The sequence below is a fragment of the Nonomuraea sp. NPDC050536 genome, from assembly GCF_044457685.1.
Lineage (GTDB): Bacteria > Actinomycetota > Actinomycetes > Streptosporangiales > Streptosporangiaceae > Nonomuraea.
This window is the reverse complement of the sequence record NZ_JBITHD010000001.1, coordinates 313,567-336,827: the sequence shown is the minus strand read 5'-3', so window position 1 is coordinate 336,827 and position 23,261 is coordinate 313,567. Positions and strand designations below refer to the sequence as shown.

Here is a 23,261-nt window from a genome sequence, read left to right as displayed (position 1 = left end):
TCCAAGGGTCAGATGAGGTGGGCGGGCCGATGGGTGCCCCCGATAGGTCACCCACCGACACGTCAGGCGGGATGGTCTAGATCGGTCGGCGAGCCGTGCTCGAACTCGGCTCGGCGCCGGGCGTAGTCGTCGAGTTGGGTCTGCTGGCACCCGCGACAAATGCCGCAGGGCAGGTCGTCGGGCTCGCGTGTGGTGCAGCCGACCGCGCCGGCCGGGCAGTCGTGGCCGGCCGGCTTCCGCTCGAAGCACCACGGGCAGAAGCGCATGTCCTGGACGCCGTTCATGACGCCACCAGCGCAAGGTCAGGCTGCGCCAGGTCGCGGCCAGGCGGTACGGGCTGGATCTTGTCCACCCACGGCTCGCATCGGTGGTCGGCCTTCCACTGGTCGGCGTCGTTCTCGGTGAACGGCCCTTCCTCGTCGTCGCCCCACTCCTCCGACATTCGGCAGTCGCAGGTCTGGCAGACCGCATCCCACGACAGCTCAGCCTGAGTCGGCTCGGCCACGCCGCGGCAGACCGGGCAGTACACGCGCTTGACGTGCTGGCCGCCAAGCGTCAGCCCTTCCCAGACGACCCATCCGGCACTCCGCGCGCCATCGGACTGGGAGCCCTTCGCGCCAACCGGCCAGGCGTAGGCGGCTCGGCAGTGCTGGCAGGAGATGTCGGCCATCACGCCACCTCTTCCAGGTAGAAGGGCGTCGAGCCGCACCCGCACAGGAACGGGCCAGGCCGCGGCGGAGCCCATCCCGGGCAGTCGACGTGACCGAACCGCTCCATCGCCTCGATGAAGGCGCCGTCCTGGTTGATCAGCTCCCACGAGGTGCAGGCGATCACCGGCAGCAGCACTCCCCCGGCGTGCGAGGCAGCGGGAGCGGCCCGGTAGCCGCCTTCGTCGTCCAGCAGCACCCAGCCGAGCCGGTAGTGCAGGACCGGCAGCTCGGACGGGCGGGCGACACCGTGGCGCAGTTTCAGCCCGAGCCGTTCGGCGTCAGCCACCTGGGCGTTGTCGATGTGCGCGTGGCAGGCGTGGCATCCACGGAGCAGGTTCGCCGCGGTGCCGGCGGTCGTGTTCTTCGGCCCGACCCCGCCCGACCCCTTGCCGCGGCGGTGCGCCGTCTCGGTCGCCGGCGCACTGCCGAAGCAGACCAGCCCGATCTCACACAGGCCCTTGCTGCGGTTCTTGGCGTAGACGATCGCATTCTTGGGCGCGGTCTCCGGGCGGCTCTTCGCCTTCCACGGCTTCAGGACCTGCTTGAACCCGTTGCTGCGGTTCATCGGCTTCTTCGCCGTCAGCGGCGACTTGCGCGGCGGCATCGGCGAGCGCTTCATCAGCCTCGCCCCGCAACCTGGTAGGCGGTACGAACAGAGTTCGCGAGCGCCATCACGACCATCGCCTGGTCGCGTACCACCCGGAGCAGGTCCTGCGCCGCCTCGCGCTTGGCCACGGCCAGGTCGTAGGCGCGGCGCTGCACGGCCACCTGGCCGTCCACCCAGGCGTCCCGCTCCGCCGTCGTGTAACCGCCGCGGGTCACCTTCGGGCACTGGCCGGAGAACAACGCGGCGCGACGAGCCGCCTCATACGTGTGCTTGGCGTCCACCTCAACGTCCCGGACCCTGGCCAGCGTCAACTGAGCGCTGGCCAGATCGTTGACGAGCTGCCGCAGCCGGTCCTCGATGCCGGTCGGTGTGGTCAGGTCACTCACCTGGGTCACCCGCCTCAAGGGCAGGGCGGAGCAGGTCGCCCAGGACGGGCTCCAGATCGCCGGACCTCCACGCCTTCCACGCCAGCTCCTGGGCGCCCGGCCCGGCGGTGAACGCGAACTTGCCAGTCGGCTCTCCACGGGTCACGTCCGCAACCTTGATGCGGGTGCCCGCGGCGTCCTTCAGGTAGCCGTTGCCGTCGATCCGCTTCAGCAGCTTCTTCAGGTAGTCGGGGCGGATCCGTTTGACGAGCAGGTGCGGGAGCTGGTCACGGACGAACGCCAGCAGGTTCTCGTCCTTCAGCGCGTCGTCCGACAGTTCCTCGACGAACTCTTCGGGCGCGTCGTTGGCGACGATCGCCGCAACGGTCTTCATATTGACCTGCGTGTGCGGGGGCCCGTCGTAGATGGCGATCGACCCGAGTTCGGTGCCGTCGGGGAGCTTGACCGCCAAGCCCTTGATCTCGTCCTTGCGGAGCTCGGCGAACTCCTTCTCGGCGTCCTTGCGGAGCTGCTCGTATCCGGCGGTGACGATGTCCACCAGCACCTTGGCGGCGCCCACCTTCAGGGCGTGCGACTTGGCGTTCACGCCGCCTCCTGCCCGCTGAGCTCGGCCTGCCGCTGCTTGATGGCCTCCATCAGCCGGTTGCCAGTGTCGGAGTCGAGAGAGCGAGCCTTGAACTTGTCGAGCACCTCCTGACGCAGACCGCCGATCTGGTCGGCGGTTGCAGCAGCCACGCGCTTCCCGAAGGCATCCACCCAGCCGTCATCGACGCTCACCTGCGGCGTGGGCTGCGCGGGCTCTGCCAACGAAGCGTCCAGGTCGCGGTCAATCTCGTCGTTGCCGAGCGAAACCTGCTTCTCGACGCCCTCCTGCACGTCGTGTCCGGCGGCCTCACCCTCAGGCATCACGAGCGTGCCTATGACCAGCGGCTTGGTCTGCCCCTTGTTGTAGAGCGACAGGCCGAACTGGTCGCCGAGCGGGATCGCGGCCCGCTTCTTTGCTAACGACAGGGCCGACTTCATCGCCAGGTCGTGAGCATCGCCGCGGGTCTGGTTCTGCGCGGTGGCAGTCGAACCGTCCTCGAAGTGGCAGACCTCGACGCCGTTCTCGTCCTTGACGATCAACCGGTAGGTGGCCTTGTAGCAGACGTCCCACCGACCGGTCTGCTTGCCCGTCTGGTCATTGACGCGGGGCGTCTCGAAGACGCACTCCAGGCTGAGGATCTCGGTATCGAAGTTGCCGAACCCGAAGATGCGGATCAGGTGCGCGAGGACGTCCTGTTGGGACACATGTGAGTGGCCCTTGCCGTCCTTCAAGACGCGGTTGGTGTTGATCGGCTGCAAGAGCTGGTCAACCTGCGCACGAGTGAAGCCCATCAGTCGTCGTCTCCCTCGTCGTTGGGGGTGTCGTCGTAGTCGCCCTGCGAGTCGCGGAACTCCCGCTCAGCTCCGTTGCCGATCTCGGGGCCCTGCCCTACCGGGAGGCGCGAATGGTCGGCCAGGACGTCGCCCTTGTGGGCGGCCAGCTCCGGCTCGGCCTTGATCCGGTGGGCATGGGCATCGACCGCTTCGCTCCACAGCTCCCAGTGGTCGAGCGCCTTGCGGGACCGCACCGCCTGCGTGATCGCGAGCTCGCGGACCACCTGCTCCGGCAGTCTGAGCCGGGCCGCGGCTTCTCCCACGGACAGCCAGTGGGCAGACACGGACGTCACGAGGCGGCTCCCACGCCAGCCGCGGCATCGGCGGCCCGGACCAGGAAGTCGAACACCTCGGCATCCGTGGCGACGTCGTTGGAATCGCCGAGCAACATCACCAGGCGGTGCAGCGGCAGATCCTCCGGCCGGCACAGCGGCGCCTCGACCTCGGCCAGGATCCGCGCCGCATCCACCAGCAAGCGGAGGCACGGATCGAGGGCTTCGTAGTCGAGGATCCTGATCGACAGCCACACCCGCGGCTGCTCTCCCGCCGCGATGGCGAGTGCGCCCAGTTGGTCGACCTCGCCGTCTGGCGTCTCGAAGCGCCCTGTGACCCGACCGCGGCGCTCGAGCACGCCGACCGTGGCGTTCAGGATCGTCTCGGGCGTCATCATGCCGACACCTGCCCGTCTTGCTCGGCGATCCGGGCCAGCCTCAACCTGCCGGGGGCGGCCTTCACGGGCTCGGTGGCGTCGTAGGTGCGCCACCACATGAGCGACTGCACCTCGCGCTTACCTGCTGCCAGCGCCTCCTCGGCGGTGGCTGGGATGAGCTTGGTGATCAGCAGTTCGCGGCCGTCGTCGAGGAGCAAGTCCCCCACCATCAGGTCCGCGGCCACCTCGGGCGTCAGCTTGATCACCGGGCACCGCCCCACGCCTGCCACGGGCCGCCGCCGACACGCCACACGATGTGCGCGTCCGCCGGCAGGCCCTGACTCTCCTGGTAGGCGAGGGTGCGGGAGCACTCCAGGTGGGCCTCGGCGATCCCGTCGCAGCGCTCCACTCCCAGTGCCTGGTCGCCCTCGGAGTCCAGGCAGGTGTACGTGACCCGGAACTCGGCGACGCCGGCGAGCCGGTCGACCGTCGTACTCTTGTTCATGACTCTCGCTCTCTTCTCGTAGCTCTTGAGCGGGTGGTCTGGGCCCTCGTCCGGTTGCCTCCGGGCGGGGGCCGTCTTGCGGTCAGGGGGTGGATGCCATCTCGGCGGCCTCGGCCAGCGCGTCATCGATGTCGAGCAGCAGGCACCGAACGGCGAACCCGACCGCCACCGCCTCGTCGAACTGCTGCGTCGGCGTCATGACTCGCCTCCGAACAGGGCGTAGTCGGGCTCGGGCGCGTACTCGGCGGCGTAGTAGACGTCCCAGACCTCCTCGAACAGAGGCAGGTCCTTGCGCGTCCAGGCGTACGTCTCGCGGACGGAGCCAGAGGCGGTGTCCTCCGCTCGCTTCTCCGGCAGAGTCCGTCCTTCGGCCTGCGCCACCTTCACCACGCGGCGGCCGAACCAGGACTGCGCCGACTTGATCCGCGCCTGGTTGAGCCCCTTGGACTTGAGGAAGTCCGGCACGTACAGAGGGAGGTTGGCGTGATCGATCTCCGGCTCTTCGCCCAGCCCGATCGCGGCCTGGATCCGCATCTTCAGCCGGATCCACTCGCTGTCGAGGTAGCCCTCGGCGGCGGCGAGCATCTCGATCCGAGCTTTAGCAAGGTGCACCCGGTCCATGGCGTCGGCCCGCTGCTCGTGCGTGGCGATTTCCTCGATGTTGAGGAGGTAGGCGCGCACGTCCTTCGCGACGTCGGAGCCGGTCAGGATCTGGCCGATGTTGAGGATCGCCTTGCGGTTGAACACCGCGACCCGGCGGGCCTGAGGGGACAGTTTGAGAGTGTCACCGATGACACCCTCAAATTCGGCCCGAGCGAGCACCTTGTAGCCGTTGTTCTCCAGCTCGCGCCGGTTCCGCTTCACGATCTGGTCCACCGCTTCGGGCGAAACCTCGTAGTAGCCGGCGACCATGTCGGTCGTAGCGTGGACACCGTCCGGCAGGAGGCTGAGCGCCTTGACCTTGTCGAGGACATCGACGCGGTCTGCGTGCTGTGCTCGCAGGGACGGGCTCTCGATGAGGGCGAGCTCGTTCACGCTGCCGCCTCCCCCGCCTTGCGTGCCTTGGCCTCGCGTGTCTTGCGGCTCTTCATAGCCAGGGCCTGCATGTACGCCTTCCGGGCGGACGTGGCGCGGCGCTTGCGCTCTTCCACGGGCAGCGTGCCGTCGGGGTCGACCTGCTTCTCGAAACGGGCGAGGAACGCGTCGCGGCCCGGCTTGGTCCTAGCAGACGGGTCCGCGGTGTTGGCCCACGAGGTGTGGGCGCCCATGCGTCCGCGGAGGGTGCGCTCTGCGGGTGTCATGACGTCCGCTCCGCTCCGCAGCCTCGGCAGTAGCTGGGGTGGTAGTCCGGGTCGTTCCGTGTTCCGCACGTCTTGTTGCCGACCTTGTTGCCGCAGGTCCACCACTGCGATTTCGGCTTCTTAGGCGCTTGGGGACTCATGCGGACTCCAGCTCTTGATCAGCCGCCTCAGGGGCAGCCATGAGCACGACCTTCTTGACCCGAAGCACGCGGGCGATAGCGCCGATCACCTTGTCGCTGGCGCCTCTGGCGTTGGTTTCGATGTTGCGGATGTGGTTGGGGTGGATGACCAGGTCTTCCTCCTCCTTGAGGAGGCGGCACAGGTCTTGCACGGAGAGTTCGCTGCGCCTTCGGATGGCCCTCATCGCCGGGCCGTTGTGCTCTCGGGGACGTTGCTGTGGTGCCATGCCGAAAAGATTAGGCGTGATCAGGCGTGAAATCAAGCCTGATTTCTGAGGCGTACGGGATTTCAGGCACGATCAGGCGTAACCGCATGCCAGAGTCATGTAACCCCGGCCCAACTCACGCCTAGTCACGCCTGGATACGCCTAGCTTCGTCGGGCAAGATGAAGCACATGCACAGCCAAGAGGACTGGCAGCGCGTCGCAAAGGCGGTCGTAGAGCGCCGCAACGACCGTGGCTGGACACAAGTAGACATCGCAGTCACGGGCCCACTCTCTGTCGACCGCGTCCAGGCGATCGAAGGCGCACGGAGCACTCGCTACAGCCCGCGCACTATCGCCAACCTCGAGCGCGCACTGGAATGGCAGAAGGGCAGCGTTCAGGCGATCCTGGACGGCAAGGAGCCCACGCCGGCCGAATCCGCGGGAACGCAGCCGTCCGCCCCCGAGGTCGACGCACCAACCGCTATCGAGCTTGGCCCCGACGCTGCTGCCGCGACACTTAAGGCCCTTCAGCAGATCACCGAAACGCTGAAGCGTGAGCGCGAGGAGCGTGAGATCCGCGACAGGGAAGAGCGGGAGGCGCGGGAGGCTCTGAGGCGGCAACTCTCTGAAGTGAGCGCGAAGCTTGATCGGCTAGAGAGCGCCGTGGACGGAAAAGAAGAGCGCGATTCTGCCTGAAGGGCTTGGAAATTCGCAATTTGCGTAACAGGATGATTACAGGGTGTAGACCGAAACGTGTCGGTCGGCGTCTACTGAATACCCCTGTTAGTCCCGAGGCGAGGGATAACAGCTGTTACCTCCCGGAGGTTGACGTGCACCACAGCATCCCTGGCCCAGCGGACGACCCCATCGAGCACCTCAGGCGACGGGCTTCCGCAATCTGGACGAGGCATGCCGCCCCCCCAGAAGTCCGTGAAGCACTAGCAGTCGCCCGAGCCGAACACGACCTCGGCCGAGGGACCGTTCCTGCCGAACTGTCCGACGCAATGCGCGCCCGGCCCGGCGACCCGATCCCCGTCCGGCTTGCCGTTCACGGCAAGGTCGTCACAGTAGCGATCCACCCCACAGGCGCGATCGATCCCACCCGGGAAGCCGCGGTCTGGTCATACATCCGCGACCGGGTCAGACTCCAGGAGGTAGCGTGATCCACTACTTATTGCGCCGCGAACCCCTCGCCTACCGCGAGGTAGGCGCTCTCGCCTACGACCAGACCGGCGAGTTCCCCGTCATCGTCGTCAACGCCGACCAGCAGCACGACGCGGCCATAGCCTCGATTCGGTCCATCCGCGAGGCCCGCGAGGCCCGTCAGAGCTGATCCCCAAGCGCCGACCGTTTGCCTGCCTCCCGAGCTCGCTCGTCAGCCGTGGAGGCGGCATACCGGTCGACCATCTGCCGTGAACGCCACCCGGCCAACCGCATCAGCTCCTCCTCGCTGATGTTCTGCTTGGCGTAGTGCGCCCATGAGTGCCTGAGCATGTGCGGGTACAGCCGATCGATACCCACAGCGCTGCTGCGCCGGCGCAGCATCAGCTTGACGCCGTCCACGCCGAGCACTCCCTTGTTCTTCTCGCTCAGCCACAGCTCCGGCCGGTCCGCCCACCGCTGCCCTGCTCGCACGCGAAGGTATCGGTCGAGTGCAACAGCGGCCTTGCGCCCGATGGTGACGGTGCGCCCGCGACGCCCCTTGCCCATGACGTAGATCTCGCGCATGTCCAGGTCGACATCCTCGACCTTCAGCCCGGCCATCTCTCCGCGGCGGATTCCGGTGTCCATGAACACGTAGAAGATGGCCTTGTCTCGGCGCTGGATGAACTCCTTGCCCTCGCAGTCCTTGAGGAGGGCACCCAGCTGCTCTCTGCGCAGCACGGGCACCGGCTGCTCGGGGACGACAGGTGGCTTCATTCCGGCCATCGGGCTGGGCAGTTCCTCCTCGGCCGACCACCACTTCCAGAATTGCTGGATGCTCCGGTACTGGTTGTTCGCATAGCCGGCGGCTCGCGCGTCAAGGATGGATGCGATCCACTCCTGGATGTCCTGCTTCGTTACGGCTTCCCAGTCGTCGGGCGCATCGTCCCGGGCGACGAGCCACGCGGCGAGGCGCTCGGCGGCGTCGGTGTAGATACGGACCGTGTTGTCTGACTTGTTCTCAGCACGCAGGTGGCGCCTGAACGAGGCGATGGCAGGCGCGAAGGCGCGGGCCGACTCCGGCAGATCCATGTGGGGAGGATAGACCCGCACCGTCATAGGCGAGGGGTTACTGAGCGCTATAGTTCCGTGACCACAAAAAGGCCCCCACCTGTTTTCCCAGGTAGGGGCTAGTTTTGTGGACGGTACTGGGTTCGAACCAGTGACCCCTCGCTTGTAAGGCGAGTGCTCTACCGCTGAGCTAACCGTCCCGAGCGGCACTACACCTTACGACACCAACGGCTCCGGGCGCACATCCAAAACCCAGCCGGGGCCGAGTTCCGGACGGCCGGCCGCGCGCCAGCCGAGGAGGGCGGCTCCGAGCATGCCGGCGTCCACGCCGAGCGCCGCGGGCACCAGCGGCGGTGCGTCACGGAAGGCCAGGCGCTTGACCAGGCGCGTGCGCACCGGGTCGAAGAGCGCGGGACCCGCCTCCGCGAGACCGCCGCCGAGGACGATCTGCGAGGGGTCCAGCAGCAGCGTGTAGGTGGCCAGCGCGAGCGACAGCGCCTCGACCGCCTCGTCCCAGACCTCGATGGCGATGGGATCATCGGAGGAGACCACCTGCTCGGCCTTGACCGGCTCCTCGAGCCCCGCCCGCAGGCTGTAGCGGCGCCCGACCGAGGCCGCCGAGGCGTAGGTCTCCAGGCAGCCGAACTGCCCGCAGGCGCACTGCTCGCCGTCGGGGAAGACCGGGATGTGCCCGATCTCGCCACCCCACCCCGAGGCCCCGCCGTACGGCTCGCCGCGCAGGATCATGGCACCGGCGATACCCGTGCCGATGGGCAGGAACAGGAAGTCGGAGACGCCTCGCCCGGCGCCCAGGACGCTCTCGGCGAGCCCGCCGGTCTGGACGTCGTGGCCCAGCATGACGGGGATGTCCAGCATGGTGAAGTCCGCGGCGGGCACGTCGCGCCAGCCCAGGTTCGCCGCGTAGACCGCGGTCGACGGTGAGACCAGGCCGGGTACGGCCAGCCCCACGCCCACGGGTACGCCGTCACCGGCGGCGGCCAGGTCGCTGATGAAGGTGCGGATCGTGGCCACGACCGCATCCGGGCCATCGGCTCGGGGGGTCGGGCGACGCTCGCTCAGCAGGACGGCGCCGGACTCGCTGACGAGGCCGCCCTTCATGGACGTGCCACCCACATCCAGCGCGACGACGAACGAACTCATTGCGGACACGAAAGGAGACGATAGCGCAGGTCAGCAAATGTCCGGAAAAATCTCGTCAAGCTCGTCCCAACACGCGATTCAGTGCGGCCTCCACCTCGGCGGACAACCCGGGTGGAGCGCCAACCTCGGCGGGCCCGAAGGCCCGCGCCAGCCGTACAGATCCGCATGAGCGGCATTCGACCTCGCCCAGCCGGCAGATCAGCGACTGGGAGCCGCAGGTGGCGCACGAGTCGAGGTCGAGGTCGTGCAGCCGTTGACAGTCCGGGCAGATGAGCACCTGGGTCTCCTGGCGCACCCCGCGCTTCCACGGGCTGGCGCCGCGGACCGGGTCCGTCTGCCGGGCCCCGCAGCGGTAGCAGGGCATTGTTCCCTCCGTTTACGAGATGTCGGCGAGTGCCTTGAGGTAGTCGGCGACGTTCCGGGCTTCACCGATCGGGTTGACCACCGACCAGCGGATCACGCCCTCGCCGTCGATGATGAAGGTCCCCCGTCGTGCGAGCCCCTTCGTCTCATCGAACACACCGTACGCCCGCGCGACCTGTCCGTGTGGCCAGAAATCGGAGAGCAGTGGGAAGGCGTAACCCTCCTGATCCGCCCAGGCACGGTGGGTGAAGATGGAGTCCACCGAGACTGTGAGGACCTCAGCGTCGGCGTCGAAGGCACGCAGCGCCGACAGCTCGCTCTGACACACACCGCTGAATGCCAGCGGGTAGAAGACCAGCACGACCTTCCTGCCACGGAAGTCGGAGAGCCGAACGGGAGTGCCGTGCTGGTCCTGCAGCTCGAAGTCCGGAGCGAGGTTCACGGACCTCAGGCTAACGCTTGCCCTTTGGTGCGACGAGTCTGGTCCCCGACCAATCGGGTGCGGCGGAGATGCTGCTCGTCTGCGAGAGACCCGCGGTAGCGGCATCCTCCCCGATGTCGCTCGGCTCCACGTGGCCGTCACGGCCGGCCTTCGGAGTCAGCAGCCAGATCTGGCCGCCCTCTGCGAGTGCTCGCATGGCATCACTCAGAACGTCGAAGAGGTCGCCGTCCCCGTCGCGCCACCACATCAGCACCACGTCGACGACATCGTCGGTGTCCTCATCGAGCAGTTCGTTGCCGGTCAGGCTCTCGATGGACTCGCGAAGCTCGTCGTCGCAGTCCTCGTCCCAACCGATCTCCTGCACCACCTGACCCGACTTGAGGCCGAGTCGTTCGGCCAGGCCGCGCTCGTCCTGCGCCTGACCCGCGGTCGCGCTCACTTGTATCCCTCCTGGTATGGGTGTATCGCTTCGGGACAGTCCACACGCTGTGACCCTCAGTCGTCAACGGTCGCCACGGGTACGGCCTTCGGCGAGCCGAACTCAACCGGACAAAAACGACAGGCGAACCTGACGTTGCGGGTTGTCGACGTTCAGGTCAACGAGGGCGACGGACTGCCAGGTGCCCAGCGCCATCCGCCCGTCCAGCACGGGGATCGTGGCGTACGGCGGAACCAACGCAGGCATCACGTGTGACCTGCCGTGCCCACGCGTGCCGTGGGCGTGACGCCACCGGTCGTCGGCGGGCAGCAGGTCGTCCATGGCGGCCAGCAGGTCGTCGTCGCTGCCCGCGCCGAGCTCGATCACCGCGATCCCGGCGGTGGCGTGCGGGACGAACACGTGCAGCAACCCGTCACCGCCCTGAGACCGCACGAACTCCGCGCACTGCCCCGTGATGTCGTGCACTGTCTCGTGGGTCCCGGTGGTCACGGTGATGATCTGCGATCTCACACGGAGATTCTACTGGTGCACCACGACACAATCCGGGCCGGGAAATACCAACCCCGTATGGCCGTCGTCGAACCGCACGATGTACGGCGGGCCGCCGTCCGTGCCCTGTACCTCGATGATCTCGCCGCCCCGGTCCCGTTCCCCAACGGTATTCCCGTGCATCAGGAGCCGGTCTCCTACCGTCGCGTTCATACCTCCAGATTGGTACGGCGAAGCGCATTCTAAAAGCCCTCCCCCGCAGGAGGGAGCCCATTTGCTGACCGAAAAGTTACGCTGCGCAGATGCGCCGTTCCGGCCGCCGCGGCCGGATGGCCCCTGGTCACGGTGGCGACCGTCCTGCTGGACACAGCTGGTGTCCGTGTGACCCGCGATAGGCAGGAGGGACCTGATGTACCGCCTGCAGGACCGGCGCGGCCACCGATGCCGAGCTGCCCAGCCCGACCGTCACCAAGGCAGCCGGCTCCAGCCGGAGCAACGTCCTCGGACCGCGCCCGGCGCGGGGGCCAGAGGCACGATTCTCATGGTCACGAACCCGGCGGCTAGACTGACGCGGCCCATCGCGCCCCGGCGGGTGTCACCCTCGCCGCTTCGGGGGATGCTTCAAGGCATGTAGGCGAAATTTCGTAGGTTTTCCCGTCTTGTTAAATTGTGCCGCCGATGTACTCTTGGCGTTTGATTCGTCCGACCATCGGTGGTCTAGGCCATCGGCACCATCCCTACCAGTGGGGACACCCCGGTTACCGGTGAGTAGAGATGCACTTTCTACGACCAGCGACCAGGATGGAAGGCGACCCACACCAAGACATCAGTCCACCTCGGAAGGCGAGACCCAGTGGCTTCCGGACGCCAGCGTTTCTCGATCATCAGCGACGGCCTACCCAGCCAGCTGCCTGATGTCGACCCCAGCGAGACCAACGAGTGGCTCGAGTCGCTCGACAACGTCGTCAAGACGGAGGGCCGCACCCGGGCCCGCTACCTGATGCTCCGCATGCTGGAACGCGCCCGCGAGCACCAGGTCGGCGTGCCGGGCCTGCGCAGCACCGACTACATCAACAGCATTCCCCCGGAGCGCGAACCGTGGTTCCCGGGTGACGAGCACGTCGAGCGCCGCATCCGCGCCTACATCCGCTGGAACGCGGCGATCATGGTCTCCCGGGCCAACGCCCGGACCAACGTGGGTGGCCACATCGCCACCTACGCCTCGGCCGCCTCGCTCTACGAGGTCGGCTTCAACCACTTCTTCCGCGGCAAGGACCACGGCGAGTCGGGCGACCAGGTCTTCTTCCAGGGCCACGCCGCGCCCGGCATCTACGCCCGCGCCTACCTCGAGGGCCGACTCAACGAGGCGCAGCTCGACGCCTTCCGGCAGGAGCTGTCGCACGGCTTCCATGGCCTGCCCTCCTACCCGCACCCGCGGCTCATGCCCGACTTCTGGGAGTTCCCGACCGTCTCCATGGGCCTGGGCCCGATCGGGGCGATCTACCAGGCGCGCTTCAACCGCTACCTGCTCAACCGCCAGATCAAGGACACCTCGCGCAGCCACGTATGGGCGTTCCTGGGCGACGGCGAGATGGACGAGCCGGAGTCGCTGGGCGCGATCGGCCTGGCCGCCCGCGAGGAACTCGACAACCTCACCTTCGTCATCAACTGCAACCTGCAGCGCCTTGACGGCCCGGTGCGCGGCAACGGCAAGATCATCCAGGAGCTGGAGACGTACTTCCGCGGCGCCGGCTGGAACGTGATCAAGGTCGTCTGGGGCCGCGACTGGGACCCGCTGCTGGCCGCCGACGTCGACGGCGTGCTGGTCAACCAGATGAACACCACGCCCGACGGCCAGTTCCAGACCTACTCCGTCGAGTCGGGCGAGTACATCCGCGAGCACTTCTTCGGCACCGACCCGCGCCTGCGCAAGATGGTCGAGCACCTGACCGACGACGACATCCGCAAGCTGTCGCGCGGCGGCCACGACTACCGCAAGGTGTACGCGGCCTTCAAGGCGGCCCGCGAGCACGTCGGCCAGCCCACGGTCATCCTGGCCCAGACCATCAAGGGCTGGACCCTGGGCAAGGACTTCGAGGCGCGCAACGCCACGCACCAGATGAAGAAGCTCACCAAGGCCGAGCTGAAGGAGTTCCGCGACCGGCTGTACCTGCCGATCCCGGACTCGGCTCTGGAGGCGGACCTGCCGCCGTACTTCCACCCGGGCGAGAACGACCCCGAGATCGAGTACATGAAGGAGCGGCGCGCGGCCCTGGGCGGCGTGCTGCCCAAGCGCGTCGTCCGCGCCAAGGCGGTCAAGCTGCCCGGCGACGAGGTCTACAGCCAGTTCGGCAAGGGCTCGGGCAAGCAGCAGGTGGCCACCACCATGGCGTTCGTGCGCCTGCTGAAGGACCTGATGCGCGACAAGGAGATCGGCCACCGCTTCGTGCCGATCATCCCGGACGAGGCGCGCACGTTCGGCCTGGACGCGATGTTCCCGACGGCGAAGATCTACTCGCCGCACGGCCAGACCTACGAGGCGGTCGACAGGGAGCTGCTGCTGTCCTACAAGGAGGCCGTCCAGGGCCAGATCCTGCACGAGGGCATCAGCGAGTCGGGCTCGATGGCCTCCACCATCGCCGCGGGCACCGCCTACGCCACGCACGGCGAGCACATGATCCCGATCTACATCTTCTACTCGATGTTCGGCTGGCAGCGCACCGGCGACCAGATGTGGCAGATGGGCGACCAGATGGGCCGCGGCTTCCTGCTGGGCGCCACGGCCGGCCGTACCACGCTGAACGGCGAGGGCCTGCAGCACGAGGACGGCCACACGCCGCTCATCGCCTCGACGAACCCGGCCGCCGTCTCCTACGACCCGTCCTGGGCCTTCGAGGTGGCCCACATCGTCAAGGACGGCCTGCGCAGGATGTACGGCGAGCAGCCCGAGGACGTCTTCTACTACCTCACGGTCTACAACGAGCCGTACCTGCAGCCGGCCGAACCGGCCAACGTGGACGTGCAGGGCCTGCTGAAGGGCCTGTACAAGTTCGCCGACTCACCCCGCCAGGACGGCCCCAAGGCCAACATCCTGGCCTCGGGCGTGGCGGGCCCGTGGGCCATGGAGGCGCAGCGGCTGCTGGCCGAGGAGTGGGGCGTCTCGGCCGACGTGTGGTCGGCGACGTCCTGGACCGAGCTGCGCCGCGACGCGCTGGCGGCCGAGGAGCACAACCTGCTCAACCCCGACGCCGAGCCGCGCGTGCCGTACGTCACCGAGACGCTCAAGGACGCGCGGGGCCCGTTCGTGGGCGTCAGCGACTACATGAAGGCCGTGCAGGACCAGATCTCGCAGTGGGTGCCGGGTGACTGGTCCTCGCTGGGCACCGACGGGTTCGGCCTGTCCGACACGCGCTCCGCGCTGCGCCGCCACTTCCACGTGGACGCCGCCTCCATCACGCTGGCCGTACTGACCGCGCTGGTCAAGCGGGGCGAGCTGGACGGCGAGGTGCTGCGCGAGGCGATCGCCCGTTACCACCTGAAGAACGGTGTCACCGAAGCCGGCGGCGCCGAGAGCAACGACACCCAGTCGATGGGCGTCTGACGCAGGACCCGCTTCACGCGCCGGCCGCCCGCCCGGGCGGCCGGCGCGCCGAGCAGGCGCCGCTAGCCGCGGACGATCGACCAGGACGCGTCGGCGGTGATCGCCGCGTACTTGGTGCCGCTCGGCAGCGACACGCGGCCGTGGTAGGCACCGGCCTTGCTATGAGCCTGATCGTCCAGGACGAGTCCGACGTGCCCTTGAGGGCGGCCAGGCGATCGCCGCGGGATTACCTGGCACGGCCCGGGGCAAAGATTTTCGCGGAACCGCGTCATGGGGTGCCGCCTCGCCCGTGTGGAAGGGTGAGGCGGCACGTCCAGGAGGGGTGCGTGCCGCCTCCCTGCTTCTCGCCGTATGGTTAGGCATACTTCCCCCTGAGAGCCGAGGGGAAAATTGTGCCTATGCGTCGCGTACTGACCGCCGTCACGCTGACCGTGGCGGTCGCCGCCTGCTCCAGCCAGCAATCGCCGCAGCAGCAGGCCACTTTGCCCAGCCCTACGGGCTCCGGGGGCATCGCCTGGGGTCCGTGCACCGACGTCACCCGGCCGGGCGGCCAGACGCCGGGTCAGCAGCAGAGCACGATGCAGTGCGGCAAGCTGGCGGTGCCGCTGGACTACACCAAGCCCGACGGGGACAAGATCGAGATGGCCGTCATCAAGATCCCCGCCACCGGCCCGGGCAAGCGGATCGGTTCGCTGGTGTTCAACTTCGGCGGGCCCGGCGCCTCGGGCGTCGACACGATGGCCCAGGCCGCCAAGGCGTTCACCCATCTCAACACCCAGTACGACCTGGTCAGCTTCGACCCGCGCGGGGTGCAGCGCAGCGCCGGGGTGCGCTGCGGCAGCAGCGCCGACATGGACCGCTGGGTGTCGATGGACACCCTGCCCAACAACGAAGAGATGCGGGCCAAGAGCCAGGCCTCCAACAAGGAGTTCGCGCAGCTGTGCGAGCGCGACTCGGGCAAGGTGCTGCCGTACGTCGGCACGGTCAACGCCGCGCGCGACATGGACCGCCTGCGCGCCGCCGTCGGCGACGAGAAGCTCAACTACTTCGGCATGTCGTACGGCACGCAGCTCGGCGCGGTGTACGCCACCCAGTACCCGAAGCTGGTGGGCCAGATGGTGCTGGACGCCCCGCTGGACCCGAGCGTGAACTTCGAACAGCGCAACCTGGCGCAGACAGCCGGCTTCCAGCAGGCCTACGAGAGCTTCCTGAAGTCGTGCGTCAAGGACGGCTGCGCCTTCGGCAAGACCGTCCACGAGGCGGACGCCAACGTCAACAAGCTGATGAACGACCTGGTCACCCAGCCGATCAAGGTCGGCACCAGGGAGCTCACTCAGGGTCTGGCCTCCACCGCCGTGCCCGCCGGGCTGTACTCGCAGCTGAGCTGGCCGTTCCTGGAGCAAGCGCTGTCACAGGCGCTCAGGGGCGAAGGCGAGGGGCTGATGTACCTGGCTGACTCCTACACCGGGCGCCAGCAGGACGGCACCTACTCCACGGAGATGACCAGCTTCCCGGCGATCACCTGCGTCGACTCGGCGGAGCGGCCGAGCGAGGAGACGCTGCGCAAGTCCGAGGCGGCCTCGCTGAAGATCTCACCGCTGTTCGGCAGCGAGGGCGCGGGCGGGCTGTGCCGGGTGTGGCCGGTGCCGGGCAGCGACCAGGCCAGGCACGTGGACGCCACCGGCTCGGGGCCGATCGTGGTGGTGGGCGGCACGGGAGACCCGGCCACGCCGTACCAGTGGGCGCCCAAGCTGACCGCCCAGCTCAAGACCGGGACGCTGGTCACCTACAAGGGCGAGGGGCACGGCGCGTACCTGTCGGGCGACAAGTGCATCCAGCAGGTCGTCGACTCCTACCTGCTCCAGGGCACGGTGCCGAAGCAGGGCGTCACCTGCGGCTCGAAGTGACCCCTGGACGCGCCGCCGCTCGGCGGTCGGCGGCGGGCCCAGGGGTGTGAGGTCGTTCCAGCCCCCGGTCGTGCGGGGCCCGGCGGGGAAGGCGCCGGCGCCCGCCCGGGGGCGCACGACCGTCTAGGACCTCGGGTGGAACACTCCGAAGAGGTTGCCCGAAGTGTCGTGCAGGTAGGCGAAGTCGGTGCCCGCGCCGTCGCCGATGACCTTACTGACGACCTTGCCGCCGAGTGACTCGGCCTGCGCGCAGGCCGCTTCGACGTCGGCCACCTTGACGTGGAAGACCGCGTGGCCGGGGAACTCGCCCTTGGAGTTGAAGATGCCGCCCGACGGGCTCTCCCCGCCCGGATAGGTGATCATCCGGTAGTCCATGACGTCGGTCGCGCTCGACGCGATCGACCAGCCGAACAGCCCACCGTAGAAGCGCTGCGCGCCGTCGGGGTCGTCGGTCGCCACCTCGAACCACGTCACCGTGTTGTCCATCACGCCCTCCTCCAATTATTTCGAACAAGAGGACGATATCTGGCGGGAGCGACAACCCTATGTCGGTGTTTTCGAGCGACTAATCGAGCACCGTGCCGTGGACGATCATCTCGGGCACGTCGCTCGCGAACCCCTCCAGCGGCCTGTCGGGGGCACGCTCGTCACTCACCACGGCGGCGGCCATGCGGTCGAGCCGGAAGACGCGCACGTCATCGCGCAGACGGCACCAGGCCACCAGGTACCAGAAACCGCCGCGGCCACCCATGAACACGCCCGGCTCGACCTCGCGTGAGGTGAGCGCGCCGTTCTTGTCCACGTAGTCGAGCTTGAGCACCCGCCTGCGCAGCAGCGCCTCCTCGATGGCGCGCGAGATGCCCTCCCCGCCCAGCGGCAGGATCTCGACGCCGGGGTCGGCGGGCGTCATGTGCATGACGCGCCGCGCCAGCTCCCTGGCCAGGTCGCCCTCGGGGCCGGGCATGGCGGCCACGACCTTGCGCAGCGCGCTGCGCGCCTGCCGGGCGAAGGGCTGCTCGCCGGCCTGGCTGAGCGCGACCGCGATGGCCACCGCCTCGGCCGGGGTGAAGTTGAGCGGGGGCAGCGACATCTTCTTGTCGATGGCGTATCCGCCCGTGCGGCCGGGCTCGGCGTAGATGGGGACCCCGGACTCCTGTAACGCGATGATGTCGCGTTCGATCGTGCGCTTGCTCACCTCGAAGTGCTTGGCCAGCTCCCGGGCGGACCTGGCTCTGGGGGAGATCGCGCGCAGCTCCTCGACCAACGCGTAGAGCCGATCGGTACGGTTCACGCTTGCGACGTTACGCCGCGCCACCGACAATCGGCAGGCGCAGGCTGACGGCCAGGCCGCCCTCGGCCCGCGGCTCGGCGGTGACCGTTCCGCCGTGGGCGACGGCGATGGCGCGCACGATCGACAGCCCGAGCCCGGCACCACGTACCGACCTGATCCGCTCGCCCTGCTGCCGGTGGAACGGCTCGAACAGCTCCTCCACCTCGTACGGCGGGACGGTCGGCCCGGTGTTGGCCACGGTCAGCTCCCCGTCCTGGCGCAGCGTGATCCAGATGTCGCCGTCCCGCGTGTTGTACTTGGCGGCGTTCTCCACCAGGTTGAACACGCACCGCTCCAGCAGCAGCGGATCCCCCTCCACCAGCGCGGGGCTCAGGTCCTCGTGCACGGTGATGGACGGCTTGCGCAGCGGCTGGTCGAGCACGGTCTTGACGACGTGGGTGAGTTCGACGGGCCTGCGCACGGTCAGCTCCTGCTCGGACTGGGCGAGCAGCAGCAGCCCCTCGATGAGGCGCTCGTAGCGGGCGTTGGTGCCCAGCAGCGACCGGGCCGTCACCTTGAGGTCCTCGGAGGCGTGCGGCTCCTCCAGCGCGACCTCCAGCACGGTCCTGTTGATGGCCAGCGGGGTGCGCAGTTCGTGGGAGGCGTTGCCGATGAAGCGGCGCTGGGCGTCGAAGGCGCGGTGCAGCCGGTCGAGCATGCCGTCGAAGGTGTCGGCCAGGCGTTTGACCTCGTCGTTGGGACCCTTGAGCGCGATCCGCTCGTGCAGGTTGCTCTCCGACAGCCGCTCGGCCGTCTCGGTCACCCGGTCCAGGGGTTTCAGCGCCCGGTCGGCCACCAGGTAGCCCAGCACCAGCGCGACGATCCCGACCAGCACCATGGTGACCAGAGAGCTGCGCAGCGTCTCGCTGAGCACGCTGGCCGCCGCCCGCCCCACGTCGGTCTGCTGGGTGATCGAATCGACCATCGTCGGCATGCCGGGGATCTGCTGGACCTTCTTGATGTCGAGGGTGAACTGCTGGCTGAGCGCGCGGGCGGTCAGCGCGTAGTTCAGCCACACCAGCACCGACCCGGCCACGAAGAACAGCCCGCCGTACAGCAGGGTGAGCCGCATGCGCAGCCCGAGCCGCTTCACAGCCGGTACCCCTTGCCCGGCACGTTCTCGATCGGCTGCGGCTCGCCGAGCTTCCTGCGCAGCGAGGTGAGTGTCACCCGCAGCACGCCGGTGCCCTCGGCCGCGTACTCGTCCCAGACGTTCCTGCGCAGCTCGGCCGAGGTGACCAGGCTTCCGTGCGCGAACAGCAGCTCGCGCAACACGTCGAACTCCTTGCGGTTCAGCGTGATCTCCCCCCCGTCCCTGCTCACGGTACGGCGGGCCGGATCGAGCCTGATGCCCGCCCGTTCCAGCACTCCCTGGGGCTTCCTGGAGGTACGGCGGGCCAGCGCCCGCACCCTGGCCACCAGCTCGGCGAACGCGAACGGCTTGACCAGGTAGTCGTCGGCGCCCAGGGCGAGCCCGCCGACCCGGTCGTGGACGAGCCCGGCGGCGGTCAGCATGAGGATCCGGTTGCGGTTGACCAGCTCGCCGCAGACCTCGTCGCCGTGCACCTCGGGCAGGTCGCGGTCCAGCACCACCACGTCGTAGTCGACGTAGGAGGCCCGCTCGAGCGCCTGCCTGCCGTCGTAGGCCACGTCCACCGCCATCGCGTGCAGCCGCAGGCCGCGCGCCACGGCGTCGGCCATCTCTTCCTCGTCCTCGACCACGAGCACCCTCATGCCGACGAGCGTCCCGCAGCGGGTGTTAGCCGCGGGTAAGGCGGCTTATCCGCGTTTAGCACCGGGTCCGCTTTCGTGGCCGCATCGAAAGGAGAGGTCGATGAGGTTGCGATTGATGCCGGCCGTAGCCGCTCTGGCGTTCGCGCTGGCGGCGTGCGGCTCCCAGGCCGCGGGCAACGGCCGGCCCACCGCCTCGGCGAGCGCCGATGCGCGCGAGGCGGCCGGGCTCAAGTTCGCGCAGTGCATGCGCGAGCACGGCGTGGACATGCAGGACCCCAAGCCGGGCGAGGGGATCCGGATCCTGTCCCGCAAGGGGGATGAGCAGAAGGTCCAGAAGGCGCAGGAGGCGTGCAAGCAGTACATGAAGGACGCCGTCGGCGAGAAGGGCAAGGGCATCGACCCCAAGCAGCAGGACAAGATGATGAAGTTCGCGCGGTGCATGCGCGAGCACGGCATCGACATGCCCGATCCGTCCGCCGACGGACGCGTCGAGATCAACATCCCGCCGGGCACGCCCGAGTCGAAGGTCAAGCAGGTCCAGCAGGCGTGCAAGGAGTTCGCGCCGGGCGGGCTGCTGTCATGAAGAAGGTGATCGCCGGCGTGGGTCTGCTGGGGGTGGCGGCCGCGCTGGTCGTCTGGAACCTGCGCGGCACCGCGGCGGCCCCCACCACCAGCGCCGCCACGCGGACCGCCCCCGCCACCGCGGCGGTGACCAGGCAGGACCTGGTCGACACCAAGACCGTCGACGGCTCGCTGACCTACTCGGGGTCGCGCCATGTTCTGGGGGATGCCACGGGAACCGTGACGTGGGCTCCGGAGGAGGGCGCGGTGATCCGCCGGGGACGCCCCCTGCTACGCGTCGATCGCCGTCCGACCGTCCTCATGTACGGCAAGCTGCCGCTCTACCGGACCCTGGGGACCGGCGTGAGCGACGGTCCCGACGTCGAGCAGCTGGAGCGGAACCTGGCGGCGCTCGGCTACCAGGTGACCGTGGACCGGCACTTCTCCTACGCCACCTACCTGGCCGTCAAGAGCTGGCAGGAGGACCGCGGCCTGCCGGAGACCGGGCGGGTGGACGCCGCCCAGGTGGTGTTCCTGCCCGCCGCGGTCCGGGTGACCGGCGTGCGGGCGGAGGCGGGCGGGCGGGTCAGGCCGGGGCAGGAGGTGCTGGTCGTCAGCGACACCGAGCGGATCGTCCACGTCGACCTGGACACCGGCGACCAGGAGCTGGCCAGGAAGGGTGCCAGGTGCGCCGTCACGCTGCCCGGCGGCGAGCGGGTCGCAGGGAGGATCACCACGGTGGGCACGGTGGCCAAGGCGGTGCGCGGCCAGGACCGCACCACGATGGACCTGGAGGTCACGCTGCGCAAGACCCCGCGCACCCGGCTCGACCAGGCGCCCGTGGACGTCGAGCTGAGCGGGCCGCCGCGCAGGAACGTGCTGGCCGTACCCCTGGAGGCGCTGCTGGCGACGCGCACGGGCTTCGGCGTGGAGGTCGTCTCGGGCAGCTCGTCCAGCATCGTGCCCGTCCGGGTCGGAGTGTTCGGCGGCGGGATGGTCGAGGTGTCCGGCGGCGGGCTGGCACCCGGGATGCAGGTGGGGGTGCCGGCGTCGTGAACATCGTAGAGCTCGCGGGCGTGTCCAAGGTCTACGAAGGGAACGTCCAGGCGCTGCGCGGGGTGGACCTGACGATCGCGGCCGGGGAACTCGTGGCCATCGTCGGGCCGTCGGGGTCGGGCAAGTCCACCATGCTGCAGCTGATCGGGACCCTCGACCTGCCCACGACCGGGACCGTGCGGATCGCCGGGTACGACGTCGCCGCGCTGTCGGATCGGGAGCTGTCGGCGCTGCGGTCGCGGCGGCTCGGGTTCGTCTTCCAGCAGTTCCACCTGGCTGCCGGGGTGCCGGCGCTGGACAACGTGGCCGACGGGCTGCTGTACAGCGGGCTGCCCCTGCGGGTACGGCGGGCCCGGGCCGCCGTGGCGCTCGAACGGGTGGGGCTCGGGCACCGGCTGCGGCACCGGCCGCACCAGCTGTCGGGCGGGGAGCAGCAGCGGGTGGCGGTCGCCCGGGCGGTCGTCGGGGATCCGCCGCTGCTCCTGGCGGACGAGCCCACGGGAAACCTGGACTCGGCCTCCGGCGCGGAGGTCCTGCGGATCCTTTCCGGGCTGCACGAGGCCGGGACGACGGTCGTGGTGATCACCCACGACGCGGAGATCGCCGCCTGGTGTCCCCGCCAGATCCGCGTCCGCGACGGCCACCTCCTCCCGGAGGCCTCCGCATTCGGTGCCGGTTCCGGTTCTTCTGATCTTTCCGATGGAGTCACGAGATGAGCGAGCTGCGACCGGCGCGGCTGGGGGCGGCGGACGTGCTGCGGGTCGGCGCGGCGGGGTTGCGGACCCGGCCGGCCAGGGTATTCCTGTCGGCGCTCGGGATCGCGATCGGCATCGCCACGATGATCGCCGTGGTCGGCATCTCCTCGTCCTCCCGCGAGCAGCTGCTGCGCCGGCTCGACCGGCTCGGCACGAACCTGCTCACCGTCTCACCCGGCCGGACCCTCTTCGGCGAGGACGCGGAGCTGCCCGCCACGTCCGTCGCCATGGTCAGGCGCATCGACGGGGTCCGCACCGCGTCCGCCACGGGCAAGGTGGACGCCACGGTCCGCCGTACGAGCCTCATCCCTGAGGCGGTCACGGGCGGCATCGCCGTACAGGCCGCGACGCCCGAGCTGCTGACGACGCTGGAGGGCGCCGTCGTCGAGGGCGCCTGGCTGAACGCCGCCACGGCCCGCGAGCCGGCCGTGGTGCTCGGCGCCGAGGCGGCCACGAGGCTCGGCCTGAACCGCACGGGGCTGCGGGTGTGGCTGGGCGAGCGCTGGTTCACGGTGGTCGGCATCCTGGGGCCGATGCCGCTCGCGCCGGAGATCGAGCGTTCCGCCCTGGTCGGCTTCGCCGCCGCGCAACGCTATCTGGCCTTCGACGGGCATCCGACGACGATCTACGAGAGGTCCGCGGACGAGGCCGTGGAGACGGTACGCGGGCTGCTGCCGCGCACGGTCAGCCCCGAGCATCCGGAGGAGGTCGACGTCAGCCGTCCCTCGGACGCGCTGGCCGCCAAGGCCGCCGCCGCGGGCGCGTTCACCAGCCTCCTGCTCGGGCTCGGCGCGGTGGCGCTGCTGGTGGGCGGGGTGGGCGTGGCCAACACCATGGTCATCTCGGTCCTGGAACGCCGCAAGGAGATCGGCCTACGCCGCTCCCACGGCGCCACCCGCGGCCAGATCCGCACCCAGTTCCTCACCGAATCGCTTCTCCTGTCCACGCTGGGCGGTACGGCAGGCGCCCTCCTCGGCGCCCTCGCCACCACCCTCTACGCCCTCGCCCACGCCTGGCCCACCACCATCCCCGCCTGGTCCATCGCCGCCGCCCTCGCGGCCACCTTCACCACGGGCACGTTCGCCGGCCTCTACCCCGCCGTCCGCGCCTCCCACCTCTCCCCCACCACCGCCCTGACCACGACCTGACCGCTTGTCGCGGCGGGGAGTGGCGCCGCTGGAGTGCCCTGGACGGACCGCAACCCGGTGCGGCGGGTGGCGGCAGGGCGGCGGCAGCCGTACAGGAAG

General features: G+C 69.1%; 32 protein-coding genes and 1 tRNA gene. 8 read left to right on the top strand and 25 right to left on the bottom strand.

What is annotated here, in order from left to right; genetic code table 11:
- Positions 1 to 62: 62 nt before the first annotated feature.
- The 13 genes from ACIBHX_RS01600 to ACIBHX_RS01540 all read right to left on the bottom strand — a co-directional run bounded on the left by ACIBHX_RS01600 (position 63) and on the right by ACIBHX_RS01540 (position 6,019).
- Positions 63 to 284: a hypothetical protein gene (locus ACIBHX_RS01600; RefSeq protein WP_397063181.1), complete on the bottom strand. Its 222-nt coding sequence runs from the start codon at positions 282 to 284 to the stop codon at positions 63 to 65.
- Positions 281 to 670: a hypothetical protein gene (locus ACIBHX_RS01595; protein WP_397063179.1), complete on the bottom strand. Its 390-nt coding sequence runs from the start codon at positions 668 to 670 to the stop codon at positions 281 to 283. The genes ACIBHX_RS01600 and ACIBHX_RS01595 overlap by 4 nt, the downstream gene beginning before the upstream one ends.
- The gene (locus tag ACIBHX_RS01590) at positions 670 to 1,329 is read right to left on the bottom strand and encodes a hypothetical protein (protein ID WP_397063177.1); all 660 of its coding nucleotides are present in this window, start codon (positions 1,327 to 1,329) and stop codon (positions 670 to 672) included. Before ACIBHX_RS01590 ends, ACIBHX_RS01595 begins: the two co-directional genes overlap by 1 nt.
- Positions 1,329 to 1,703, bottom strand: a complete 375-nt coding sequence (locus tag ACIBHX_RS01585; RefSeq protein ID WP_397063175.1) for a hypothetical protein — start codon at positions 1,701 to 1,703, stop codon at positions 1,329 to 1,331. Before ACIBHX_RS01585 ends, ACIBHX_RS01590 begins: the two co-directional genes overlap by 1 nt.
- Positions 1,696 to 2,289, bottom strand: a complete 594-nt coding sequence (locus ACIBHX_RS01580; RefSeq protein ID WP_397063173.1) for a hypothetical protein — start codon at positions 2,287 to 2,289, stop codon at positions 1,696 to 1,698. Before ACIBHX_RS01580 ends, ACIBHX_RS01585 begins: the two co-directional genes overlap by 8 nt.
- A complete protein-coding gene (locus tag ACIBHX_RS01575; RefSeq protein WP_397063171.1) occupies positions 2,286 to 3,080 on the bottom strand; it encodes a Rad52/Rad22 family DNA repair protein in 795 nt (264 codons plus the stop codon). Before ACIBHX_RS01575 ends, ACIBHX_RS01580 begins: the two co-directional genes overlap by 4 nt.
- Positions 3,080 to 3,415, bottom strand: coding sequence for a hypothetical protein (locus ACIBHX_RS01570; RefSeq protein WP_397063170.1), 336 nt, complete (start codon positions 3,413 to 3,415; stop codon positions 3,080 to 3,082). Before ACIBHX_RS01570 ends, ACIBHX_RS01575 begins: the two co-directional genes overlap by 1 nt.
- Positions 3,412 to 3,792, bottom strand: a complete 381-nt coding sequence (locus ACIBHX_RS01565) for a hypothetical protein (RefSeq protein ID WP_397063168.1) — start codon at positions 3,790 to 3,792, stop codon at positions 3,412 to 3,414. Before ACIBHX_RS01565 ends, ACIBHX_RS01570 begins: the two co-directional genes overlap by 4 nt.
- Complete coding sequence (locus ACIBHX_RS01560; protein ID WP_397063166.1) at positions 3,789 to 4,037, bottom strand: hypothetical protein; 249 nt, start codon at positions 4,035 to 4,037, stop codon at positions 3,789 to 3,791. The genes ACIBHX_RS01565 and ACIBHX_RS01560 overlap by 4 nt, the downstream gene beginning before the upstream one ends.
- The gene (locus ACIBHX_RS01555; RefSeq protein WP_397063164.1) at positions 4,034 to 4,276 is read right to left on the bottom strand and encodes a hypothetical protein; all 243 of its coding nucleotides are present in this window, start codon (positions 4,274 to 4,276) and stop codon (positions 4,034 to 4,036) included. Before ACIBHX_RS01555 ends, ACIBHX_RS01560 begins: the two co-directional genes overlap by 4 nt.
- 195 nt (positions 4,277 to 4,471) lie before the next feature.
- Positions 4,472 to 5,311 (bottom strand): hypothetical protein, encoded by an 840-nt coding sequence (locus tag ACIBHX_RS01550; protein WP_397063162.1) that lies wholly within the window; start codon positions 5,309 to 5,311, stop codon positions 4,472 to 4,474.
- Entirely contained in the window at positions 5,308 to 5,577 is a 270-nt protein-coding gene (locus ACIBHX_RS01545; protein ID WP_397063160.1) for a hypothetical protein, read from the bottom strand. The genes ACIBHX_RS01550 and ACIBHX_RS01545 overlap by 4 nt, the downstream gene beginning before the upstream one ends.
- A gap of 136 nt (positions 5,578 to 5,713) precedes the next feature.
- A complete protein-coding gene (locus ACIBHX_RS01540; RefSeq protein WP_397063158.1) occupies positions 5,714 to 6,019 on the bottom strand; it encodes a hypothetical protein in 306 nt (101 codons plus the stop codon).
- Positions 6,020 to 6,151: 132 nt separating this feature from the next.
- Here ACIBHX_RS01540 and ACIBHX_RS01535 point away from each other — a divergent pair, with 132 nt between their 5' ends.
- Both ACIBHX_RS01535 and ACIBHX_RS01530 read left to right on the top strand, forming a co-directional pair.
- Positions 6,152 to 6,658 (top strand): hypothetical protein, encoded by a 507-nt coding sequence (locus ACIBHX_RS01535; RefSeq protein ID WP_397063156.1) that lies wholly within the window; start codon positions 6,152 to 6,154, stop codon positions 6,656 to 6,658.
- 463 nt (positions 6,659 to 7,121) lie between these two features.
- Positions 7,122 to 7,295 (top strand): hypothetical protein, encoded by a 174-nt coding sequence (locus ACIBHX_RS01530; RefSeq protein ID WP_397063154.1) that lies wholly within the window; start codon positions 7,122 to 7,124, stop codon positions 7,293 to 7,295.
- On the opposite strand, the gene ACIBHX_RS01525 is transcribed toward ACIBHX_RS01530, so the two are convergent.
- From ACIBHX_RS01525 to ACIBHX_RS01490, 8 genes are all read right to left on the bottom strand, one after another.
- Positions 7,286 to 8,224, bottom strand: coding sequence for a tyrosine-type recombinase/integrase (locus tag ACIBHX_RS01525; RefSeq protein ID WP_397063152.1), 939 nt, complete (start codon positions 8,222 to 8,224; stop codon positions 7,286 to 7,288). The genes ACIBHX_RS01530 and ACIBHX_RS01525 overlap by 10 nt on opposite strands.
- Positions 8,225 to 8,304: 80 nt before the next feature.
- Positions 8,305 to 8,376 (bottom strand) — tRNA-Val (locus tag ACIBHX_RS01520).
- A gap of 16 nt (positions 8,377 to 8,392) precedes the next feature.
- Positions 8,393 to 9,337 carry an ROK family protein gene (locus ACIBHX_RS01515; RefSeq protein WP_397063150.1) on the bottom strand — a complete coding sequence of 315 codons (945 nt, stop codon included), beginning with the start codon at positions 9,335 to 9,337 and terminating at the stop codon, positions 8,393 to 8,395.
- Between the two features lie 55 nt (positions 9,338 to 9,392).
- On the bottom strand, positions 9,393 to 9,701 hold the full coding sequence (locus tag ACIBHX_RS01510; RefSeq protein ID WP_397063148.1) for a hypothetical protein: 309 nt from the start codon (positions 9,699 to 9,701) through the stop codon (positions 9,393 to 9,395).
- Positions 9,702 to 9,713: 12 nt separating this feature from the next.
- Positions 9,714 to 10,142, bottom strand: coding sequence for a peroxiredoxin (locus ACIBHX_RS01505; protein WP_397063147.1), 429 nt, complete (start codon positions 10,140 to 10,142; stop codon positions 9,714 to 9,716).
- Between the two features lie 10 nt (positions 10,143 to 10,152).
- Positions 10,153 to 10,581 carry a DUF3052 domain-containing protein gene (locus ACIBHX_RS01500; protein WP_397063145.1) on the bottom strand — a complete coding sequence of 143 codons (429 nt, stop codon included), beginning with the start codon at positions 10,579 to 10,581 and terminating at the stop codon, positions 10,153 to 10,155.
- Positions 10,582 to 10,683: 102 nt separating this feature from the next.
- Positions 10,684 to 11,091 (bottom strand): secondary thiamine-phosphate synthase enzyme YjbQ, encoded by a 408-nt coding sequence (locus tag ACIBHX_RS01495; protein WP_397063143.1) that lies wholly within the window; start codon positions 11,089 to 11,091, stop codon positions 10,684 to 10,686.
- A 9-nt stretch (positions 11,092 to 11,100) separates the two neighbouring features.
- Positions 11,101 to 11,283 (bottom strand): DUF1918 domain-containing protein, encoded by a 183-nt coding sequence (locus tag ACIBHX_RS01490; RefSeq protein WP_397063141.1) that lies wholly within the window; start codon positions 11,281 to 11,283, stop codon positions 11,101 to 11,103.
- A gap of 640 nt (positions 11,284 to 11,923) precedes the next feature.
- On the opposite strand from ACIBHX_RS01490, the gene aceE reads away from it, so the two are divergent.
- Both aceE and ACIBHX_RS01480 read left to right on the top strand, forming a co-directional pair.
- Complete coding sequence (gene aceE, locus ACIBHX_RS01485) at positions 11,924 to 14,671, top strand: pyruvate dehydrogenase (acetyl-transferring), homodimeric type (RefSeq protein ID WP_397063139.1); 2,748 nt, start codon at positions 11,924 to 11,926, stop codon at positions 14,669 to 14,671.
- A 398-nt stretch (positions 14,672 to 15,069) separates the two neighbouring features.
- Positions 15,070 to 16,578 carry an alpha/beta hydrolase gene (locus tag ACIBHX_RS01480; protein WP_397063137.1) on the top strand — a complete coding sequence of 503 codons (1,509 nt, stop codon included), beginning with the start codon at positions 15,070 to 15,072 and terminating at the stop codon, positions 16,576 to 16,578.
- Between the two features lie 123 nt (positions 16,579 to 16,701).
- Here ACIBHX_RS01480 and ACIBHX_RS01475 read toward each other — a convergent pair whose 3' ends face one another.
- The 4 genes from ACIBHX_RS01475 to ACIBHX_RS01460 form a co-directional block, all read right to left on the bottom strand.
- Positions 16,702 to 17,064, bottom strand: a complete 363-nt coding sequence (locus ACIBHX_RS01475) for a VOC family protein (protein WP_397063135.1) — start codon at positions 17,062 to 17,064, stop codon at positions 16,702 to 16,704.
- Between the two features lie 79 nt (positions 17,065 to 17,143).
- A complete protein-coding gene (locus ACIBHX_RS01470) occupies positions 17,144 to 17,869 on the bottom strand; it encodes a helix-turn-helix transcriptional regulator (protein WP_397063133.1) in 726 nt (241 codons plus the stop codon).
- A gap of 10 nt (positions 17,870 to 17,879) precedes the next feature.
- The gene (locus ACIBHX_RS01465; protein ID WP_397063131.1) at positions 17,880 to 19,001 is read right to left on the bottom strand and encodes a sensor histidine kinase; all 1,122 of its coding nucleotides are present in this window, start codon (positions 18,999 to 19,001) and stop codon (positions 17,880 to 17,882) included.
- A complete protein-coding gene (locus ACIBHX_RS01460) occupies positions 18,998 to 19,642 on the bottom strand; it encodes a response regulator transcription factor (RefSeq protein ID WP_397063129.1) in 645 nt (214 codons plus the stop codon). Before ACIBHX_RS01460 ends, ACIBHX_RS01465 begins: the two co-directional genes overlap by 4 nt.
- A gap of 100 nt (positions 19,643 to 19,742) precedes the next feature.
- On the opposite strand from ACIBHX_RS01460, the gene ACIBHX_RS01455 reads away from it, so the two are divergent.
- The 4 genes from ACIBHX_RS01455 to ACIBHX_RS01440 are packed head-to-tail and all read left to right on the top strand — an operon-like array spanning position 19,743 to position 23,162.
- A complete protein-coding gene (locus ACIBHX_RS01455) occupies positions 19,743 to 20,225 on the top strand; it encodes a hypothetical protein (RefSeq protein ID WP_397063127.1) in 483 nt (160 codons plus the stop codon).
- The gene (locus tag ACIBHX_RS01450) at positions 20,222 to 21,259 is read left to right on the top strand and encodes a peptidoglycan-binding protein (RefSeq protein ID WP_397063125.1); all 1,038 of its coding nucleotides are present in this window, start codon (positions 20,222 to 20,224) and stop codon (positions 21,257 to 21,259) included. Before ACIBHX_RS01455 ends, ACIBHX_RS01450 begins: the two co-directional genes overlap by 4 nt.
- Positions 21,256 to 21,975, top strand: a complete 720-nt coding sequence (locus ACIBHX_RS01445) for an ABC transporter ATP-binding protein (RefSeq protein ID WP_397063123.1) — start codon at positions 21,256 to 21,258, stop codon at positions 21,973 to 21,975. The genes ACIBHX_RS01450 and ACIBHX_RS01445 overlap by 4 nt, the downstream gene beginning before the upstream one ends.
- Entirely contained in the window at positions 21,972 to 23,162 is a 1,191-nt protein-coding gene (locus ACIBHX_RS01440) for an ABC transporter permease (RefSeq protein ID WP_397063121.1), read from the top strand. Before ACIBHX_RS01445 ends, ACIBHX_RS01440 begins: the two co-directional genes overlap by 4 nt.
- Positions 23,163 to 23,261: the final 99 nt, after the last annotated feature.